This window comes from Burkholderia sp. MSMB1835 (assembly GCF_001526365.1).
Classification (GTDB): domain Bacteria; phylum Pseudomonadota; class Gammaproteobacteria; order Burkholderiales; family Burkholderiaceae; genus Burkholderia.
Window position 1 is genome coordinate 1 of the sequence record NZ_LOYP01000032.1, and the last position, 19,600, is coordinate 19,600.

19 protein-coding genes are annotated in these 19,600 nt (G+C 69.3%); 8 read left to right on the forward strand and 11 right to left on the reverse strand.

Annotated elements, in window-relative coordinates; all coding sequences use genetic code 11:
- Nucleotides 1-161: 161 nt before the first annotated feature.
- The gene (locus WS96_RS13930; protein ID WP_059833213.1) at nucleotides 162-503 is read right to left on the reverse strand and encodes a hypothetical protein; all 342 of its coding nucleotides are present in this window, start codon (nucleotides 501-503) and stop codon (nucleotides 162-164) included.
- A 352-nt stretch (nucleotides 504-855) separates the two neighbouring features.
- On the opposite strand from WS96_RS13930, the gene WS96_RS13935 reads away from it, so the two are divergent.
- Nucleotides 856-1,629 (forward strand): phytanoyl-CoA dioxygenase family protein, encoded by a 774-nt coding sequence (locus WS96_RS13935; RefSeq protein WP_059833215.1) that lies wholly within the window; start codon nucleotides 856-858, stop codon nucleotides 1,627-1,629.
- Between the two features lie 149 nt (nucleotides 1,630-1,778).
- Here the strand turns inward: WS96_RS13935 and WS96_RS13940 are convergent, their stop codons facing one another.
- Nucleotides 1,779-1,985 carry a DUF3185 family protein gene (locus WS96_RS13940; RefSeq protein ID WP_034208658.1) on the reverse strand — a complete coding sequence of 69 codons (207 nt, stop codon included), beginning with the start codon at nucleotides 1,983-1,985 and terminating at the stop codon, nucleotides 1,779-1,781.
- Nucleotides 1,986-2,178: 193 nt separating this feature from the next.
- On the opposite strand from WS96_RS13940, the gene mgrA reads away from it, so the two are divergent.
- A complete protein-coding gene (gene mgrA, locus WS96_RS13945; RefSeq protein ID WP_034208657.1) occupies nucleotides 2,179-3,222 on the forward strand; it encodes an L-glyceraldehyde 3-phosphate reductase in 1,044 nt (347 codons plus the stop codon).
- Nucleotides 3,223-3,329: 107 nt separating this feature from the next.
- Here mgrA and WS96_RS13950 read toward each other — a convergent pair whose 3' ends face one another.
- Nucleotides 3,330-3,515 (reverse strand): hypothetical protein, encoded by a 186-nt coding sequence (locus WS96_RS13950; RefSeq protein ID WP_006482800.1) that lies wholly within the window; start codon nucleotides 3,513-3,515, stop codon nucleotides 3,330-3,332.
- Nucleotides 3,516-3,868: 353 nt separating this feature from the next.
- Nucleotides 3,869-4,765 (reverse strand): DMT family transporter, encoded by an 897-nt coding sequence (locus tag WS96_RS13955; RefSeq protein WP_059833310.1) that lies wholly within the window; start codon nucleotides 4,763-4,765, stop codon nucleotides 3,869-3,871.
- Nucleotides 4,766-5,586: 821 nt separating this feature from the next.
- On the opposite strand from WS96_RS13955, the gene WS96_RS13960 reads away from it, so the two are divergent.
- Together WS96_RS13960 and WS96_RS13965 are read left to right on the forward strand one after the other, a co-directional pair.
- Complete coding sequence (locus WS96_RS13960; RefSeq protein WP_006477514.1) at nucleotides 5,587-5,799, forward strand: hypothetical protein; 213 nt, start codon at nucleotides 5,587-5,589, stop codon at nucleotides 5,797-5,799.
- 272 nt (nucleotides 5,800-6,071) lie between these two features.
- The gene (locus WS96_RS13965) at nucleotides 6,072-7,094 is read left to right on the forward strand and encodes a serine/threonine protein kinase (RefSeq protein ID WP_080747826.1); all 1,023 of its coding nucleotides are present in this window, start codon (nucleotides 6,072-6,074) and stop codon (nucleotides 7,092-7,094) included.
- Between the two features lie 79 nt (nucleotides 7,095-7,173).
- Here the strand turns inward: WS96_RS13965 and WS96_RS13970 are convergent, their stop codons facing one another.
- Nucleotides 7,174-8,616 (reverse strand): coniferyl aldehyde dehydrogenase, encoded by a 1,443-nt coding sequence (locus WS96_RS13970; RefSeq protein WP_034208655.1) that lies wholly within the window; start codon nucleotides 8,614-8,616, stop codon nucleotides 7,174-7,176.
- Between the two features lie 725 nt (nucleotides 8,617-9,341).
- On the opposite strand from WS96_RS13970, the gene WS96_RS13980 reads away from it, so the two are divergent.
- A complete protein-coding gene (locus WS96_RS13980; protein ID WP_059833219.1) occupies nucleotides 9,342-10,982 on the forward strand; it encodes a GMC family oxidoreductase in 1,641 nt (546 codons plus the stop codon).
- A gap of 27 nt (nucleotides 10,983-11,009) precedes the next feature.
- On the opposite strand, the gene WS96_RS13985 is transcribed toward WS96_RS13980, so the two are convergent.
- From WS96_RS13985 to fliF, 6 genes are read right to left on the reverse strand one after another with little or no spacing between them, the layout of a single operon-like run.
- The gene (locus WS96_RS13985) at nucleotides 11,010-12,365 is read right to left on the reverse strand and encodes a flagellar hook-length control protein FliK (RefSeq protein WP_059833221.1); all 1,356 of its coding nucleotides are present in this window, start codon (nucleotides 12,363-12,365) and stop codon (nucleotides 11,010-11,012) included.
- Nucleotides 12,366-12,396: 31 nt separating this feature from the next.
- Nucleotides 12,397-12,855 (reverse strand): flagellar export protein FliJ, encoded by a 459-nt coding sequence (gene fliJ, locus WS96_RS13990; RefSeq protein ID WP_059833223.1) that lies wholly within the window; start codon nucleotides 12,853-12,855, stop codon nucleotides 12,397-12,399.
- 5 nt (nucleotides 12,856-12,860) lie between these two features.
- Nucleotides 12,861-14,426 carry a flagellar protein export ATPase FliI gene (gene fliI, locus WS96_RS13995; protein ID WP_059833225.1) on the reverse strand — a complete coding sequence of 522 codons (1,566 nt, stop codon included), beginning with the start codon at nucleotides 14,424-14,426 and terminating at the stop codon, nucleotides 12,861-12,863.
- Nucleotides 14,420-15,103 carry a flagellar assembly protein FliH gene (gene fliH, locus WS96_RS14000; RefSeq protein WP_059833227.1) on the reverse strand — a complete coding sequence of 228 codons (684 nt, stop codon included), beginning with the start codon at nucleotides 15,101-15,103 and terminating at the stop codon, nucleotides 14,420-14,422. Before fliH ends, fliI begins: the two co-directional genes overlap by 7 nt.
- Entirely contained in the window at nucleotides 15,096-16,091 is a 996-nt protein-coding gene (gene fliG, locus WS96_RS14005) for a flagellar motor switch protein FliG (RefSeq protein WP_034208648.1), read from the reverse strand. Before fliG ends, fliH begins: the two co-directional genes overlap by 8 nt.
- Nucleotides 16,081-17,844, reverse strand: a complete 1,764-nt coding sequence (gene fliF / locus WS96_RS14010) for a flagellar basal-body MS-ring/collar protein FliF (RefSeq protein WP_059833229.1) — start codon at nucleotides 17,842-17,844, stop codon at nucleotides 16,081-16,083. Before fliF ends, fliG begins: the two co-directional genes overlap by 11 nt.
- A gap of 249 nt (nucleotides 17,845-18,093) precedes the next feature.
- Between fliF and fliE the strand changes: the two genes are divergently transcribed.
- The 3 genes from fliE to WS96_RS14025 all read left to right on the forward strand — a co-directional run bounded on the left by fliE (nucleotide 18,094) and on the right by WS96_RS14025 (nucleotide 19,460).
- Nucleotides 18,094-18,438: a flagellar hook-basal body complex protein FliE gene (gene fliE, locus WS96_RS14015; RefSeq protein WP_034208646.1), complete on the forward strand. Its 345-nt coding sequence runs from the start codon at nucleotides 18,094-18,096 to the stop codon at nucleotides 18,436-18,438.
- Nucleotides 18,439-18,696: 258 nt separating this feature from the next.
- Nucleotides 18,697-19,131, forward strand: coding sequence for a flagellar export chaperone FliS (gene fliS / locus WS96_RS14020; protein WP_059833231.1), 435 nt, complete (start codon nucleotides 18,697-18,699; stop codon nucleotides 19,129-19,131).
- The gene (locus tag WS96_RS14025; protein WP_059824716.1) at nucleotides 19,128-19,460 is read left to right on the forward strand and encodes a flagellar protein FliT; all 333 of its coding nucleotides are present in this window, start codon (nucleotides 19,128-19,130) and stop codon (nucleotides 19,458-19,460) included. The genes fliS and WS96_RS14025 overlap by 4 nt, the downstream gene beginning before the upstream one ends.
- Nucleotides 19,461-19,600: the final 140 nt, after the last annotated feature.

Below are 19,600 nucleotides of genomic sequence, written 5' to 3' on the forward strand. Positions count from 1 at the left end.
GCGCTCGGGCCGTCAAGTCCAGACCGTTCCGCTACACCGTTCGATACTTGACTCGGAACCTTAACTGAACGGCATTACGGCCAGGCCGGGGTTTTTTTATGGATTTCGGCCGCCGATGCAATGGCGGCGATCGGTGCGGGCCATGCCCGCCAGCCACTCGCTCAGCGTGCGCCGAACCCGAACCAGCCGTTGCTCGCCGCGAGGCGGCGCGGGCGGTTGACGCGGCGCTGCGGGCCGAGCGTGCGGCGCAGCGCGAGCGCGCGCAGCGACGACGGCTTCTGCAGCAGCGAGCGCAGGCCGGCGCGGCGCGCGAACGTCTGCGCGCTCATCATCGAGAAAAACGCGTGGAACCACGCACGGATGCCGTCCAACCGGCTGTGCGTGGGCGTACGCTCGGCCAGCGCCTGCGTGCGTGCGCGGTGATGGCGCAGCGAGCGGGCGGGAGCGGACGGCACGACACGCTTCGCAGCGCGGTTGAAACGGGAAGTCAGACGGAATGGCATGTGAACGATGCTTCGCTTGTATGGATGGCGCCCTGAAGAGCGCACTGGTATGAACGGCCTCGGATGGCACAACGGATCTTATCGGATCCCGCTGCGCGCCGCCCCCGCCAGAATTGACAGGCCGCGTCAGGCTACAGGGGTTTCGTGACGGGCAAAAGTCGCGATAAACCCTTGTGCCGCAACGCGTGTGCCGCATACCGCCTGTCGCTGAGGCAGGTGCCGCGTCGCACAGTTCCCTTGACCCGGATCAAAGCCGCGATTGGCATGCCCCTGCGCACGACAATGGTGCTGTTCGCGGTATCCGGCGCCGATTTACAATCGTCACATTCACACAATAAACGTCTGGCATCCCATGTCGTCTCCATTGCAGTCGGAATCGATCCGCGCGCAAGTCGCGGAATTGCGCGAGCGCGGCTTCGTCGTCGCGCGCGGCCTCGTCGGCGAGGCGCAGTGCGCGGCGCTCAGGCAGATCGCGCAGCGCCAGTTGCGGGAGGCCGCCGAGCCGATCGAGTTCGAGGCCGACCTGCGCTACCCGGGCGCGCCCGAATCGAAGCATGCGCCGGGCGGGCATACGGTGCGGCGGCTGCTCGACGCGTATTCGCGCGATCCGGCGTTTGCCGAGCGCGCGGTCGCCCCTGAAATCGGCGCGTGGATGCGCGAGTATTTCGGTGAAGAGCCCGTGCTGTCGCGCGCGCATCACAACTGCATGATGACGAAGCACCCGGCGTACGGCAGCCTGACCGGCTGGCATCGCGATTTCCGCTACTGGGCGTTCGAGCGTCCCGACATGGTGTCGGTGTGGCTCGCCCTCGGGCCTGAAACCAACGAGAACGGCGCGTTGTGGCTCGTGCCCGGTTCGCATACGGCCGAATTCGGGCCGGAAGCGTTCGACGACGCGAAGTTCTTCCGCGGCGATCTGCCGGAAAACCGCAGGATGATCGACGCGGCCACGTGTCCGTCGCTGGGGACGGGCGACGTCGTGTTCTTTCACTGCAACACGCTGCATTCGGCCGGGCAGAACCGTTCCGACCAGGTGAAGTTCTCGCTCGTGTACACGTATCACGGCGCAAGCAACCGGCCGGTGCCCGGCACACGCTCGGCGTCGAAGCCGGAAGTGCAGTTCTAGGTCGGGATCTGCGCGGCAGGGTGTTGCCGCCTCCGGTCACGCGATGCGCCGCATCGCGGGCGAATGAAGCAACGGGCGGCGTGGCCGCCCGTTTCGTTTGGTGCCCGCGCGCGCGAGGCGGGGCGTGCGGGCGTCGCGATGCGCAGCGATCAGCGCTTGCTGCCCGGCATCGCGAGGCCGATCAGGCCGGCGAACGATGCGACGGCGCCGCCGACGATCAGCAGAATCGTCTTCGTCGCGGGCGAGCCGGTGAAGAAGCGCGACACGTTGTCGTTGATCGAATGGAACGACTGGCCGCCGAAATACAGCAGCACGATGCCGCCGACGAGCAGTGCAACCGAGATGACCCGGGACATACCAACCTCGCTGAAACGGTGATTCGAGACGCCGCAGTGTAGGCGACGGCCGCGGTCGCGTCCATCGCCGTGCCGCCGTGCGCGATCCGGCCGCTTTCGCTACCATAGTCGTCGTATGACTCCTTCGCCGCCGGCGCGCCACGTGCGCGGCCGGCGCGCGTCCCTTCCCCCGATGTCCTGACGGAACAGACTCATGGCCTACGAAGCAGCTTCCGAACGTTATGCCGACATGCAATACCGCACCTGCGGCAAATCCGGGCTCAAACTGCCCGCCCTGTCGCTGGGTCTGTGGCACAACTTCGGCGACTCGACGCCGATCTCGACGCAGCGCGAGATCCTGCGCACCGCGTTCGACCTCGGCATCAACCACTTCGACCTCGCGAACAACTACGGGCCGCCGTACGGCAGCGCCGAAATCAATTTCGGCCGGCTGCTGAAAGAGGATTTCCGGCCGTATCGCGACGAGCTGCTGATCTCGACGAAGGCCGGCTGGGACATGTGGCCGGGGCCGTACGGCAGCGGCGGCGGATCGCGCAAGTACGTGCTCGCGAGTCTCGACCAGAGCCTGCAGCGGATGGGGCTCGACTACGTCGACATCTTCTATTCGCACCGATTCGACGCGCACACGCCGCTCGAGGAAACGGCGGGCGCACTCGCGTCGGCCGTGCAGCAGGGCAAGGCGCTCTACATCGGCATCTCGTCGTATTCGGCCGCGAAGACGCGCGAGATGGCCGAGCTGCTCGCGCAATACAAGGTGCCGCTGCTGATTCACCAGCCTTCGTACAACATGCTGAACCGCTGGATCGAGCGCGACCTGCTCGGCACGCTCGACGACGTCGGCGCGGGCAGCATCGCGTTCACGCCGCTCGCGCAGGGCTTGCTGACGTCGAAGTACCTGAATGGCGTGCCGGCCGACGCGCGCGTGAACAAGCCGGGCGGCGGCTCGCTGAAGCAGGAACACCTGAGCGCGGACAACCTCGAGCATGTGCGCAAGCTCAACACGATCGCCGAACGGCGCGGGCAGAGCCTTGCGCAGATGGCCCTGGCATGGGTGCTGCGTCACGGTCGCGTGACGTCCGCGCTGATCGGCGCGAGCCGCGCGGAGCAGGTGCGCGAGAACGTCGGTGCGTTGAAGAACCTCGAATTCTCGGCGGAGGAGCTCGCGGAGATCGATCGTTACGCGACGGAAGGCGGCATCAATCTGTGGGAAAAGCCGTCCACCGATCAGGCGATCTGATCGGGAGTCGATACGGCATGCGAAACATCGCGTGCCGTGCCGCCGGCTCGCGGACCGTACGTCGCGTCGCTGCGATGCAGCGACGCACGTCGCGCACTGGCGGCGCGCTAGATCAGCGCAGGCAGGCCTTCAACGAGCAGCACCGCGACACCGACGCCGAGAATGACGCCGAGTACGCGCAGCAGGTTGTGACGGAATTGGGTCGCGCACGGCACCGCGCCGAGAAATAGCGCTCCGGCCAGCGCCATCGGAATCAACAGGATGAAGTCGCCGATCGTGAAATAGGTCGTCATGCGTGTCTCCAGTGTCGACCGAAGTGGGCGTTTCGGTGCTTGCCTGGGCTCCATCCTCGCGGGATGTCGGCCGAAGTCGGCATGCGTACGCTCACCCCGGTCCCATGCCGGGCGTTTCTAGTATGGGTCCGGCCCGTTACGTGCAGGCCGTCCATTCGAGTATAGGCAACCGGCGGCGTTTTTCGCTATCCGAACCATTAAAAATCAGCGGAAAACCCCGAGAAGCACGCGTTTTTCGTGCAAGCAAGACGAACGCCTTGCACGCATCTTTCCCGTTCCTTTCGATTTTCGCGGAATCGTCGTATGTGTCCGATGCGGGCCGCCGCCCCCGCAGGCGCGGCGGCCCGCCCCGCTCACGCGCGCTCGGGGTGCGGGCGGCCGGCCGGCGCGCGGAACACGAGCGCGAGCCCGGCGACGATCGCGCCCATGCCGGCGAGCGCGAGCGGCTCGGGCCGGTTGCCGAGCCACACGGCATCCATCAGCGTGGTGACGACGGGCACGAGATAGAACAGGCTCGTCACGTTCACGAGATCGCCGCGCTGCATCAATCGGTAGAACAGCAGTTGCGCGATCACCGAAATCACGATGCCGAGCCACAGCAGCGGCACGACGAACGCCCAGCTCGCGTCGAACGACACCGGCCGGAACGGCGCGATCGCGATGCACAGCGCGAGGCCGATCGCATTCTGCAGCGGCAGCACGTCGGCGGGCGCCGCGCGGACGCGCTTTTGCAGCAGCGAGCCGACGGTCAGCGCGACGAGCGCCGTGAGCGCGCACGCGATGCCGGCAGCCGACAGGCCGCCCTTCCCGCCGCTCATGTCGCTCACGCCACGCCCGACGACGAGCGCGAGGCCGGCGAGCGACAGTGCGAGCCCCGCGATGCGCACCGGCTGCCAGCGACGCTCGACGATCGCGAGCGTGAGGATCGGCTGCACGCCGAGGATCGTCGCGAGCACGCCGGGCGCGATGCCGCGCTCGAGCGCGAGCAGGTAGAAGATCGAATAGCCGCCCATCATCAGCAAGCCGGTCAGCACAGCCATGCGCCGCTCGCCGCGCGGCGGCAGCCAGTGCTTGCGCACGAAGGCCAGCGCGAGCAGCACGAGCGATGCGAGCGCGAAACGGGCAGTGAGAAAGACGAACGCGGATGCGTGACGCAGACCGAGTTCAGCGAAGATCGCCCCGCTGCTCCACAGCAGCACGAAGAGCGACGTCGCGCCATGCGCGGCGAGCGCGCGTTTGAACGAAACCATGTGAATCCACCTGTCGAACGGATCGAAACGTTCCATCCGCGCGCGCAGCAACATGCCGTGCGTCGCGACGCACGCACCTGCAGCCAACGAGGCGAATGGAAGACGAAAACGGAAGCCGGCCGGTCAGCCGACGCGTGCCGCCGGCGGGGGCGGCGCAGCGCTGACGGGCGGCGGTGCGACAGGAGGGGGAAGGACCGACGGATGCGCGCACGCCTGCGGCCGCGAGTCGAACTGCGGCCGGGATTGGGCAAGGGCGGACGTGAGCGGAGGCATCGTGTCGGAATGCGAGTGAACGCGAACGAAAGCCTAAGGTACCGCAAGACAACCGCCGAACGCAACGCCTTGTCGGCAGCTGCATATCGCGAGCGACATGTTGCGTCGATACGGGCCGACACCGGTGCGCCGGCCGCTGCGCACGCCAGCATGCGCAAACGGGTGAAAAGCGGTCGGCATGCGGTGCGCGCGACGCGAAGTCGGCGCCGATCGCGGCGCGTGTGCCGATGATCCCGCGCGGCAGAAGCGAAGCGGTACGCATGTGGCGTCAATCCGTGCGCGCGGCGCTGCCGGGCGGTTTCGGCGGGCGGTCACATTCGACAGGGTATGATGGGGGTAACCGGGCGGATCAGTACGCGCCCGGCGCAGTGGTGGATTGGAGACATTCGACGAATTCGCGGCACTTCGCGTGCTTCTTCTTCTTTTCGTGCTTCGATAAACCGTGAACAATGGGATCACGCGCAACGCTCCGCCGAGAGCGGCGCGGATCGTGCATTTGCCGGCTCGCCAGCGGGCCGGGTTTCAAGATTCAAGAGTGGGGAACCATCATGCATATCGGGTCGATCGTCTGCACTACCCATATCGCGGTGCCGAAAGGCGCGCGCGGCATCGTCCAGCGCATCCTGGGCGACATGGCCATGGTGACCTGGTACGCGGGCGTGCCGGGTGAGTCGAAAGAACTCAACACCGAGCCGTTCTTTCTCGAGGATCTGATCGACACCGGCGAATCCGTCCTGCCGGCCGGCGCGGCGCTTCACTAGGGCCTGTTCGCGCTTGTAACGGGCTGGCGAACGCACCTTTGCGCCCGTCCCCCAAGGGGACTTCCTTCGGGCGCGTGCAAGAAGAGAGGAGGCGCAATAGCCGTCGCTATTGCAACGACGAACGACGCCGCCATGCGGGCGGAAGGGCGCGTTCTCCCGTTTGGAGAAATTCATCCATGGGGCCGGCGCAAGTCCGTTATCAGCGTGAACATGCCCTGGCGCATCGCACCGGACGCTCGTCTTTCGGTCCGGCTGACGGCACAATGCGGGGCATGACAGACGCCACTTCCGCTCCCGCTTCTCCCGCCAGCCCGCCGTTCGCCGGCCTCACGCCCGAATGCGTGCTCGACGCGCTCGACAGCGTGCTGATGCCGGCCGGCCTGCGCACCGACGGGCGCCTGCTCGCCCTCAACAGCTACGAAAACCGCGTCTACCAGGTCGGTATCGAAGACGGCCCGCCGGTCGTCGCGAAGTTCTATCGCCCGGCGCGCTGGTCGGACGACGCGATTCTCGAAGAACATGCGTTCGTCGCCGAACTCGCCGCGCGCGAGATTCCGGCGGTGCCCGCGCGATCGTTCGACGGCCGCACGCTGCACGCGTTCGACGGTTTCCGCTTCTCGATCTTCGAGCGGCGCGGCGGCCGCGCACCCGATCTCGACCGCAGCGACACGCTCGAATGGCTCGGCCGCTTCATCGGCCGCATTCATGCGGTCGGCGCGACGCAGCCGTACGTCGCGCGTCCCGTGCTCGACATCGATACGTTCGGCTACGAGCCGCGCGACTATCTGCTCGCGCACGATTTCATTCCGGACGACGTAAGACCGGCGTACGCGAGCGCGGTCGCGCTCGCGCTCGAAGGCGTCGAGGCCGCGTTCGAGCGCGCCGGAGCGGTTCGCCTGCTGCGCACGCACGGCGACTGTCATCCGAGCAACGTGCTGTGGACCGATGCCGGCCCGCATTTCGTCGACTTCGACGACAGCCGGATGGCGCCGGCCGTCCAGGATCTGTGGCTGCTGCTGCCGGGCGATCGCGAAGGCGCGTCGCGCGCGCTGGCGGACCTGCTCGCCGGCTACGAGGATTTCTGCGAATTCGAGCCGCGCGAGCTGCATCTGGTCGAAGCGCTGCGCACGCTGCGGCTGATCCACTATGCGGCGTGGCTCGCGCGGCGCTGGGACGATCCCGCGTTTCCGGCCGCCTTCCCGTGGTTCAACACGCATCGTTACTGGGAAGCGCGCGTGCTCGAATTGCGCGAGCAAATCGGTGCGATGCAGGAAGGGCCGCTCTGGCCGGTGTGACGGCTGCGTGCGCGGCGTGGCGTGGTGCCGCGCGTCAGGCTCGCAAGGGCCGCGACGCGACGCGTGCGGCCCGGCCGGCTCAGAATTTCAGCATCAGCTTGATCAGCGCGGCGAAGCGTTTGCCGTACGGCGGCGCGAGCAGGTTGCGTGCGTTCAGCCGCGCTTGCGTGAGCACCGGCTTCATCTTCGAGAACGTCACGAAGCCGTCGTAGCCGTGATACGCGCCCATGCCGCTCGCCCCGACGCCGCCGAACGGCAAGCTGCCGCACGCGATGTGCATCAGCGTTTCGTTGATCGATACGCCGCCCGAGACCGTTTCGCGCATCACGCGGTCGATCGTGCCGCGATCCTCGTCGAACAGGTACAGCGCGAGCGGACGCGGGCGCGCATTGACGTACGCGATCGCCTCGTCGAGCCGCTCGTATGGCACGAGCGGCAGCAGCGGCCCGAAGATCTCCTCCTGCATCAGCGACGACGCGGCCGGCGCCTGCGTGACCGCGCACGGCACGAAGCGGCGCGACACGGGATCGGACTGCGCGTCGGACAGCGGATGCAATTGCGCGCCGGCTGCCTGCGCGTCGCTCGCGAGTTGCTGCAGGCGTGCGTAGTGACGCGGCGACACGATCGTCGTGTAGTCGCCGTTGGCCGCGAGGTCCGGATACAGCTTCGCGAAGCGGGTCCGCGCGCGTTCGATGAACGCGCCTTCCATCCCGCGCGGCAGCAGCACGTAGTCGGGCGCGATGCAGGTCTGGCCGGCGTTCAGCGTCTTGCCGGCGACGATCGCGTCGACGGCCGCGTCGAAGCGCGCATTCGGACCGACGATCGCCGGCGACTTGCCGCCGAGCTCGAGCGTGACGGGCGTGAGGTTGTCGGCGGCCGCGCGCATCACGTGGCGGCCGACGTGCGTCGAGCCGGTGAACAGCAGGTGATCGAACGGCAGCGCGCTGAACGCGGCGCCGACCTCCGCGTCGCCGTTCACGACCGCGACGTGGTCGCGCGCGAAGGTCTTGCCGACGAGCTGCTCGAACAGCGCCGACGTGCGCGGCGTCAGTTCGGACATCTTGACGATCGCGCGGTTGCCGGCGGCGAGCGCGCAGATCAGCGGGCCCGCCGCGAGCAGCACCGGGTAGTTCCACGGCACGACGATGCCGACCACGCCGAGCGGTTGCGGGATCACCTTCGCGCGCGCCGGGCGCAGCCACTTGTTCATCGGCTTGCGGATCGGCTTCATCCAGCGCTTGCCGTGCTTCAGCGCGTCGTCGATCTCTTCCTTCGCCATCCAGATTTCCGACAGGAGCACTTCCTGTTTCGCGCGATGGCCGAAATCGGCGCTGATCGCGTCGGCGAGCGCGTCCGCGTGGTCGATCAGCATCGTGCGCAGCGCGCGCAGGTGCTGTGCACGCGTGTCCCATGCCGGGTACGGTGCGCGCAGGTACGCCGCGCGCTGGTCGTGCAGCAGCGACGTCAGCGCATCGACCGACGGCAGTGCTTGCGGGGCCAGTTCGGGCAGGTCGTTCTTCATGTCGTCTCCTCCAGTTGGGCCAGGCCGATCGGCCGGCCGTCACGCCGCACGCGCACGCTCGGCGAGCGCGGCGACGCGGATCGGGTGATGCGTGTCGCGCGGCACGGGGCCGGATGCGACGGGTGCTCGAAAACCGGTGGCGGCACGCGGTGGGCGTCGTATCCGCGCGACGGTGCGCGCGCCCGAAAATCGTGCCGCACGGCCTGCGCGCGCGACTCGATACGGTGACGAGCGGGCACGCGATACCTTCTCGCGATCGTCTGCCCGCGCACCGCAACCGGGTAGCGCGACGCGTATGCGACCGCGCGCCGCCGTGCATCGTGCAGCGGCGCCGACTCACCGTCCAAACGGTCGACGACGACACGCGCCGTTCGATTTCGACCGACCGCACGCATGATGCCGAGCATCGTCGCGCGGGCCGTCGTTTGAAATGAAATGCGGGCCGCGCGCGCGACCTCGCGATCACCCGGTCGACACGCGGCCTGCAGAATCCGGCGCTGCATCGTCGTTCCTCCCGTTTCGCGACGAATCGGCTTCTCGTGGCCGGTGCATCGCGCGAAGCGTATCGGTACATCTTAAATTTAGTTCACGCGGGCGTTTAGAGGAATCGCTCTTGAATCCGCGCGCCGCGCACGCGACGGCCATTCCTACAATGCCCGAACACAAGAGGAGACGCGGTCGCGCGGCGGTGCCGGGCGCCTTCCATGACACGACGGAGACGTGACATGCAATACGACTACATCATCGTCGGCGGCGGTTCGGGCGGCTCGAGCCTCGCCGGCCGTCTCGCCGATGCCTGCCCCGATGCGACGATCGCGCTGATCGAGGCCGGCTCGCATACGGAGCGCAACCCGCTCGTCAACATGCCGGTCGGCATCGCGGCGCTGGTGCCGTTCAAGCTCGGCACCAACTACGGCTACGAGACGGTGCCGCAGCCGGGCCTCGGCGGGCGGCGCGGGTATCAGCCGCGCGGGCGCGGGATGGGCGGCTCGAGCGCGATCAACGCGATGATCTACACGCGCGGCCACCCGGGCGACTACGACGAGTGGGCGCAGCTCGGCGCGACCGGCTGGGGCTGGCAGGACGTGCTGCCGTATTTCCGCCGCGCGGAAGGCAACGAGCGCGGCGCCGACGCGTGGCACGGCGCGGACGGCCCGCTGTCGGTGTCGGATCTGCGCTTTCGCAATCCGTTCTCCGAACGATTCATCCAGGCCGCGCACGCGGCCGGCTATCCGCTGAACGACGACTTCAACGGCGCGACGCAGGAAGGCGTCGGCTTCTATCAGGTCACGCATCGCGACGGCTCGCGCTGCAGCGTGGCGCGCGCGTACATCTACGGCCGCAACCGGCCGAACCTGCACGTGATCACCGATGCGACGGCGCTGCGCGTCGGGTTCGACGGCAAGCGCGCGGTCGGCGTCGTCGTGTCGCGCAACGGGCGGATCGAGACGCTCGGCGCGCGCGCGGAAGTGATCCTGTCGGCCGGCGCGTTCAATTCGCCGCAACTGCTGATGTGTTCGGGGATCGGCCCGGCGGAGCAATTGCGCCGGCACGGGATCGCGGTCGTGCAGGATGCGCCGGACGTCGGCACGAACCTGATCGACCACATCGACTTCATCATCAACACGCGCGTGAATTCGTCGGAGCTGGTCGGCGTGTGCCTGCGCGGCATCGCGAAGATGACGCCGGCGCTCGCGCGCTATTTCTCGAGCCGCACGGGGATGATGACGAGCAACGTCGCGGAGGCCGGCGGCTTCATCAAGAGCGATCCGTCGCTCGAGCGTCCCGACCTGCAACTGCATTTCTGCACGGCGCTCGTCGACGATCACAACCGCAAGATGCACTGGGGTTTCGGCTATTCGCTGCACGTGTGCGCATTGCGGCCGTTCAGCCGCGGCACGGTCGCGCTCGCGAGCGGCGATGCGCGCGACGCGCCGCTGATCGATCCGCGCTTCTTCAGCGATTCGCGCGATCTCGACCTGCTGGTGCGCGGCGCGCAGGCGATGCGGCGCATCCTGTCGCAGGCGCCGCTCGCGTCGCAGGGCGGGCGCGAGCTGTACACGCGGCCGGACCAGAGCGAAGCGGAACTGCGCGCGACGATCGTCGCGCATGCGGACACGATCTATCACCCGGTCGGCACCTGCCGGATGGGCGCCGATGCGCGCGCGGTCGTCGATCCGCAACTGCGCGTGCGCGGCGTGGACGCGCTGCGCGTGGTCGATGCGTCGGTGATGCCGACGCTGATCGGCGGGAACACGAATGCGCCGTCGGTGATGATCGGCGAACGCGCAGCCGACTTCATCGTCGCGGCACGTCGGGGCGGCGTGCCGCGCGGCGAGGCGGCTGCCGCGGTGCACGGCCGCTAGACGCGGCGCGCACGGCGGCGGTCATGCTCAGGCAAACGTATCCACGAGGCCGGCGCGGCTCGCGCGTGCGGCGACCGGTGCGGATGGCGCGGCGTCGGCGGGTGCATCGACGGTTGACGGTCCGCCGGCCCCGCGTCGCGACGACTGGCCGCCGGCGAAGGTCTGCTGCGGGTTGGGCTGCTGTTGCTGCGAAGCGAGGCCGCCGTCGCTGACGGTCGCGCTGCCGAGCCCGAGCCCGCCCGCTTCCATCGCCTCGCGCAGCTTCGGCAGCGCGGCTTCGACCGCGTCGCGCACCTGCGCGTGCTGCGACACGAACAGCGCGTGCGCGTGATTGTCCGCGACGCGCAGCACGACCTGCAGCGGCCCGAGATCGGGCGGGTTGAGCGTCAGCTCGGCGCTCTGCTGGTGCGCATTCGACAGGAACACCACTTTCTGGCTCAGCGCATCCGTCCAGTCGGCCGTGCCGACGTGCGGCGCGAGCGCGTGCGCGTTGGCGGCGGCGATCGCGCCGGCGGCCGGCGACAGTTGCAGGTTCGCCTGCGCGGCGGCGGCCGCCGTTGCGCCGGCCGCGAGCGTCGCGCTGGCGGCCGGGTCCGTCGCGTTGCTGGCCGCCGCGAGCGCGTGCTGTGAGCCGGACTGCGCGTTCGCGTCGGCCTGCAGCGCTTGCTGCGTGAGCGGAGTCGGCGTCTGCTGGGAGGCGAGCGCGCCTTTCGCGTCGGCGAGCGTGCGGTCGAAGGTCGGCACTTTCGGCGTCGGCGGCGCGGCGGCGATCGACGCGGTCGCTGCCGGCGCCGTCGGCGTGGCGGAGGCGGCCGCGCCGGTCGCCGGCATCGCGATCGCGCCCGCGCCGCCCGTCAGCCTGGCGAGCGCCGCTTGCAGCGCGTCGCGGCTCGATGCCGGATCGCTCGGCTCGGCGGCCGCGTCCTGGCCCGCGTGGTGGGCGAGCATCGCCGTGGCGTCCGGCTGGCCGGACGCGGCCGTCTTTTGCGTCGTGGCAGCGGCGCTCGCCGCGTCGGCCGGCGTCGCAGGGTCCGGGCGTGCCTGCAGTTGCGCCTGTACGGCGGCGGCGGCCGCGAGTGCTGCGGCATCGGGGTTGGCGGCGGCGTTCGCGGTCGTATCGTCGGTCGCGTCGTCGTCGTTCGTGCCGGACGGCTTCGCGCCGGCGGCCGGCTTCGACGAAACCTGTTGGGTCGACACGTCCGGTGTACCGGCGTTGGCCGTATCGCCGCGCGTGGCGACGCTTTGCTTCAGCGTCTGCGCGAACGGCACGGCGCTCGCGGCGGCCGACGCATCGTTGGCGGCGGACGCGCCCGAGCCGCGAGCGGCCTTGAGTGCGGCGCCGGCGGTGTCGAGCAGCGCACCGAGCAGGGGCAGGGGAGGCATGGCGGTTCTCTCGTTCGAATGCGGTGGTCGGTTACGACGAACGGGCCGCGTCGGCCCGCATGCGCAGGATCTTCGCGGCGTGTTCGTCGGCGTCGCGCTGTTCGCGCCGGGCGTCGCGCCGCGCTTCCTGCGCGATGCCGCGCGCCTGCAGGATTTCATACGAGCCGACGGTACGTTTCTTCTGCTGCCAGTTCGGGCGCGCCTCGTCGATGCGGACTTCGGCCGCGGCGAGCACGGTGCGCTGCTGCGCGATCGCCGCATCGAGCGTGTCGATGAACGCCTGGAAATTGCGCCAGTTGCCGGCCGGCATCCCGCTCTGCGCCGATTGCGCGAAGCGAGCGTGATATTCGTCGCGATAGCGCAGCAGCGCGTCGAGCTGTTCGGCCGCCGCGGTGCGCTCGCGCTGCGCGTTGCCGAGCTGCTTCGCGGCCGAATCGAGGTCTTCCTGCGCGCGGTCGAGCAGCAACTGAAGGGGAAAGCCGTGGGCCATCGGGATCAGCCTCCGTAAGCGTCGAACAGCGCATCGAGCGCGGCGAGGCTCGATGCGAACGGCGCGCATTCGCGAAAGCCCTGCTGCAGGAACGCCTCGATGCGCGGGTAGAGCGCGATCGCGCGGTCGAGCTGGGCGTCGCGGCCGGGTGCGTAGGCGCCGACCGCGATCAGGTCGCGATTGCGCTGGTAGCGCGACAGCATCTGCTTGAACTGCCGCACGTGGTCGAGATGCGCTTCGTCGATCAGCGCGGTCATCGCGCGGCTGATCGACGCCTCGATGTCGATCGCGGGATAGTGGCCGGCCTCGGCGAGCGCGCGCGACAGCACGATGTGACCGTCGAGGATCGCGCGCGCCGAATCGGCGATCGGGTCCTGCTGGTCGTCGCCTTCGGTCAGCACCGTGTAGAACGCGGTGATCGAGCCGCCGCCTTCGGGGCCGTTGCCGGTGCGCTCGACGAGCGCGGGCAGCTTCGCGAACACCGACGGCGGATAGCCTTTCGTCGCGGGCGGCTCGCCGATCGCCAGCGCGATCTCGCGCTGCGCCATCGCGTAGCGCGTGAGCGAATCCATCAGCAGCAGCACGTGCTTGCCCTGGTCGCGGAAATACTCGGCGAGCGACGTCGCGTACGCGGCGCCCTGCATCCGCAAGAGCGGCGACACGTCGGCCGGCGCCGCGACGACGACCGAGCGCGCGAGCCCGTCCTCGCCGAGGATCTGTTCGATGAATTCCTTCACTTCGCGGCCGCGTTCGCCGATCAGGCCGATCACGATCACTTCCGCGCTCGTGTAGCGCGCCATCGTGCCGAGCAGCACCGACTTGCCGACGCCGGAGCCCGCGAACAGGCCCATCCGCTGGCCGCGGCCGACGGTGAGCAGCGCGTTGATCGCGCGCACGCCGACGTCGAGCACGTGATGGATCGGCTCGCGATCGAGCGGGTTGATCGACGGCGCCGACAGCGGCGCGTCGACCTTCGACGCGAGCGGGCCGAGGCCGTCGAGCGGGCGGCCCGACGCGTCGACGACGCGCCCGAGCATCTCCCAGCCGACCGGCAGCCGCTTCGCGCCCGCGAGCGGATCGGCGACGGGCGCGCTTTCGCGCGGCCACACGCGTGCGCCGGGCAGGACGCCGGCGACGTCGGTGGTCGGCATCAGGAACAGGCGGTCGCCGGCGAACCCGACGACTTCGGCTTCCGCGTGCGGCAGCGTGCTGCCGGGCGGCAGTTCGATCGTGCATTCGGCGCCGACCGACAGGCGCAGCCCGATCGCCTCGAGCACGAGGCCGGCCGCGCGCGTGAGGCGTCCGCACGGCCGCAGCGGCAGCGCGTGGCGGCTGCGCGCGGCAAGCCCGTTCAGGTGCGTGCGCCAGTGCGCGAGATGCGGATTGTGCGGCGCGCGCGGGGCGGCGCCGGCGGCATCGGCCGCATGCGCGTGCACGTGCGTGCCGTGTGTGTTCTCTATGTCATGCGCGGCGCTATGCGCCGCTTCGGGACCGAACGACGCGAGCGCGAGTTCGCGCTCGAGCGGCGTCATCCCGTCGTGCAGCACCGACTCGGGCACGCGCGTCACCACGCGCTCACCTTGCCGATCGCGGCGGCGACGCGCTGCCAGCGGGTGGGCAGCGTCGCGTCGACCTCGCCGGTCGCGGCGTGCGCGCGGCAGCCGCCGCGCTCGATCGACGCGTCGGTGCGCACGTTCCAGCCGAGCGTGTCGAGCTCGTCCTGCAGGTACGCTTCGACGACCGGCAGGTCGGCCGGATTCACCGCGAGATGCGGCGCGCCGGACAGTGCGGGCTCGGCCGCGAGCACGTCGCGCACGGCGGCGACCAGCGCGGCCGGGTCGTGCTTCACGTGCTGGCGCACGACCTGCTGTGCGATGTCGAGCGCGAGTTGCGCGAGGTCGGACGCGAGATCGTGTTCGACCGCCGATACGGCTTCGCGGAACGAAGCGGCGAGCGCCGCGAGCTGCGCGGCCTGTTCGCGGGCGTCGGCCCGGCCGGCCTCGAAGCCCTGTTCGCGGCCCTGCTCGAAACCGGCCTGGTAACCGAGCGCCTGGCCTTCGACGTGGCCGGCCGCATGGCCTTCGGCGTGCGCGGCGTCGCGCACGCGCTGCAGTTCCTCGGCGAGCGCGGCGGCGGCCGCCGCCGCGTCGTCGGGCGGCGGCGGGGGCGGCGGCGGGTCGAACGACGCCATCTCCCACCGCTGGTACGCGGTGAGGGTGCCCACGCGATCGCTCGCCGAATCAGACATACGCGTCTTCCGCCTTGCCGCCGATCGCGATCTGGCCGCTCTCGGCGAGGTTGCGCACGATCTGCAGGATGCGGCGCTGCTGCGTCTCGACTTCGGACACGCGCACCGGGCCGCGCGCGTCGAGATCCTCGGCGAGCAGCTCGGCCGCGCGCTGCGACATGTTCGCCAGGAACTTCTGGCGCAGCGCCGGCGGCGCACCCTTGAGCGCGACGATCAGCGTTTCCGACTCGACTTCCTTCAACACCATCTGGATCGCACGGTCCTCGAGGTCGAGCAGGTTCTCGAACACGAACATCTGGTCGATGATCTTCTGCGCGAGATCGGCGTCGTACTGGCGCACGCTTTCGAGCACGCCTTCCTCGTGCACGCTCGTCATGAAGTTCAGGATCTCGGCCGCGGTGCGGATGCCGCCCATCGGGCTGCGCTTCAGGTTGTCGCTGCCGGACAGCAGGCCCGTGAGCACGTCGTCGAGCTCGCGCAGCGCGGCCGGCTGGATGCCGTCGAGCGTCGCGATCCGCAGCAGCACGTCGTTACGCAGCCGTTCGGTGAAGCACGACGCGATTTCCGAGGCCTGATCGCGGTCGAGGTGCACGAGAATCGTCGCGATGATCTGCGGATGCTCGTTCTTGATCAGTTCGGCCACCGCGCCCGAATCCATCCATTTGAGGCCTTCGATGCCGCTCGTGTCGCTGCCCTGCAGGATGCGGTCGATCAGCACGCCGGCCTTGTCCTCGCCGAGCGCCTTCGTCAGCACCGAGCGGATGTACTCGCTCGAATCGAGCGACAGCGCGGTGTGCTGTTCGGCTTCCTTCACGAACTCCTGCAGCACGTCCTCGACCTGCTCGCGCGTGACGTTCTTCAGCGCGGCCATCGCGGCGCCGATCTTCTGGACCTCGCGCGGCGCGAGGAACTTGAATACCTGCGCGGCCTCTTCCTCGCCGATCGACATCAGCAGCAGCGCGCTCTTGGTCAAGCCTTCAGCGTTCATCGGACACCCAGTTCTTCACGACGGTGGCGACGATCTTCGGATCCTGGCGGGCGATCGTGCGCGCGTAGTCGAGGTTGCGTTCGTAGCGGTTCTTCTCGTTTTCGAAGCCGAGCAGCAGCGGATCGGCTTCCTCCGCCGTCTTTTCCGGCGCGGGCAGGCCGTCGAGCGCGACCGCTTCGTCCGGCGCCGCGAGCGCCGGCGCGGGCGGCTCGGGCGGCGGGAACGCGCGGCGCATCGCCGGGCGCACGAACATGAAGTAGAGCGCCGCCGCGGCCGCCGCGATGCCGAGCCACTTCGCGGCTTCCTTCGCCATCGCGATCATGTCGGGCTGGCGCCACCACGGCAGGTCGGCATACGGGTCGCTCGCGGTCGAGAACGCGCTGTTCACGACGTTGACCGAGTCGCCGCGCTTCGCGTCGTAGCCCATCGCGTCCTTCACGAGCTGTTCGACCTGCGCGAGCTTCGCGGGCGGCAGCGGCTGCATCGTCACGTGGCCCTTCGCGTCGGCGACCGGCTGGTAGTTGACGACGACCGCGACCGACAGCCGCTTCACGCTGCCCATCGGCTGTTCGGTATGGCGGATCGTCTTGTCGAGCTCGTAGTTGGTCGTCTGGTCCTTGCGGTCGCTGACGGGCGTCGTCTGCGGCGCGTTCTGGCCGTTGCCGGCGACGATCGGCGCGGAAGCCGGCTGCGGCGGCGTGTTCGACAGCGCGCCCGGCACGCCCGACGCGCCGCCTTGCGCGAGTTCGGTCGCGCTGCTGGTCTGCTGGCTGCGGATCGCGGCTTGCTGCGGCGTGCCGTTCGGGCCGTAGCTTTCCGACGTCTGCTCGATCTTCGAGAAATCGAGATCCGCGCTGACCTGCGAGCGGGCGTTGCCGGCGCCGAAGATCGGCGCGAGGATCGCGTCGATGCGCTTCTGCGTGTTGTGTTCGACCTGCTGCACGTACTTGAGCTGGCTCGCGTCGAGGCCGGAAGCGGACGCAGTCTGCGTCAGCAGGTTGCCGTCCTGGTCGACGATCGTCACGTTCTTCGCGGGCATGTCGGGCACGCCGGACGACACCATCCGCGTGATCGCCTGCACCTGGCCCTCGTCGAGCACGCGGCCCGGGTAGAGGTCGACGAACACCGACGCGCTCGGCGCTTCCTTGTCGCGCACGAACACCGACGGCTTCGGGATCGCGAGATGCACGCGCGCGCCGCGCACGGCGTTGATCGATTCGATGGTGCGCTGCAGCTCGCCTTCCAGCGCGCGCTGGTAATTGATCTGCTCGGCGAACTGGCTGATGCCGAATTTCTGGTTGTCCATCAGCTCGAAGCCGACCGAGCCGCCCTTCGGCAGCCCCATCGCGGCGAGCTTCAGCCGCGTTTCGTGCACCTGGTTCGACGGCACGAGGATCGCGCCGCCGGCATCGGCGAACTTGTACGGCACGTTTGCCTGCTGGAGCGCGGCGATGATCGCGCCGCCGTCGCGGTCCGACAGGTTGCTGTACAGCACGCGGTAGTCGGGCGCGCGGCTCCACAGCACGAGCGCGGTGATCGCGGCGATCGCGAACGCGACGGCGATCACGAACGGCAGCTTCGGGTTGCCCTTCATCCGCGAGATGCCGGGAATGCGTTCGGCGAAGCCGCCCAGCCCGAAGTCCGCGCCTGCGCCGCCCGCGCCCGGCAACGCGGCGGCCGCGGCGGCGCCGGGCGCCGGGCTGAGGCCCGCGCGGGCGTCTGGGTTGATCAGCGAGTTGGCCTGCGAATCCATGCGTCGAGTTTCTCCGGAGCGGGGCGACTGAGCTCGCTCGGGCGAGCGGGCGGACAATGACACGATGCGATTATGGTGACCCGCGGCGCACTCCGATCGACCGAAAAGAGCGGGGTTTCCCCCGTACTTTCTCGGCTTTGACGCGCGCCGCGCTGCTATCCTTTTTCGCGATCCGGCATGGTGCGCGTGGTGCGGCGCCGGCGGAAACGCCCGGTGCGTCCGGGTCTCTTCTCTAGGTCTGGGGACAGCATGACTGCGAACGTCAGCGGAATCGGTTCGGTGTTGCAACAGATGCAGTCGATGGCCGCGCAGGCGTCCGGCGGCGTCGCGAGCCCGACGGCGGCGCTGGCCGGCTCGGGCGCGGCGACGGCCGGCACGTTCGCGAGCGCGATGAAGGCGTCGCTCGACAAGATCAGCGGCGACCAGCAGCGCGCGCTCGGCGAGGCGAAGGCGTTCGAGGTCGGCGCGCCGAACATCTCGCTGAACGACGTGATGGTCGACATGCAGAAAGCCAATATCGGCTTCCAGTTCGGGCTCCAGGTCCGCAACAAGCTAGTGAGCGCTTACAACGACATCATGCAGATGTCGGTGTGAGGCGACGGGCATCCGGGGGCGGCTATCCGACGACGGGCATCCGGGAACGGGCATCCGGGATGCGGCCGTCCGACGACGGGCATCCGGCGACGATCCGGCGCTTGCGGAACGGGGCCGACGGGCCGGCGACGCTTGCCCGCCGGCAGCCCCGGCGCACCTAAAGCTTTTCAAATCCCTTCCGATAACTCCGGTGAAGGCCGCGCCGTGCGACGCACGGCGACGGCTCCCGCATAGCCAAGGCAAATAAAGGAGAAGCGCATGTTTTCCCCAGGACACGCTGGAGCCAGTGCGTACGCGCGTGTCGGCGTCGAGACCGGGGTGATGGGCGCCTCCCCGCATCGGCTGATCGCGATGCTGTACCAGGGGGCGCGGCAGGCGATCGCGCTGGCGCGCATGCATTTGCAACAGGACAACGTAGCCGGGCGCGGCGAAGCGATCGGCAAGGCGATCCGGATCGTCGAGAGCGGCCTGCAGGCGTCGCTGAACCGCGATGCGGGCGGCGAGATCGCCGACCGGCTCCATGCGCTGTATGTGTATATCGGCCGGCGCCTGCTGGAAGCGAACGCGCAGGCGAGCGACGCGATGCTGGTCGAGGTCGACGGCTTGCTCGCGACGCTCGAGGAAGCATGGACGGGCATCGCCCCGGAAGTCGCGCGGATGGCCGCGCAACAGGCAGCGGAAGCATCACGATGAATCACAAGGCCGAATACTTCGCGCGTTACGAGGCGCTCGCCGCCGTGTCGAACCGGATGCTGTGCGCCGCGCGCGGCGCCGACTGGAACGCGTTGCCGGGGTTGCAGGCCGAATTCATGCAGCTCGTGGACGGATTGAAGGAGGCCGATCCGGGCGTCGCGCTCGACGAATCGGATCTCGGCCGCAAGCTCGACCTGATCCGCCGCATCCTGGCCGACGACGCCGCGATCCGCGATCTCGTGAGCCCGGACGTCGCGCGGCTGTCCGCGCTGTTCGAGGCGCGGCGCTCGACCCAGGTATTGACCGATCTCTATCGCGCGCGCGGGTAGGGCCGTCGTCCGGCAGACGGGCGCGAGGCGCCCGGGCCCGGTGCCGCACGCGGCGCGCGCCGTTTCCGCGGCCGGCGCAGGCGTGCCGCGCCGGATTCGCAACGATGTGCAGGTCCGTTTGCCCATGCAAACGAACCCCA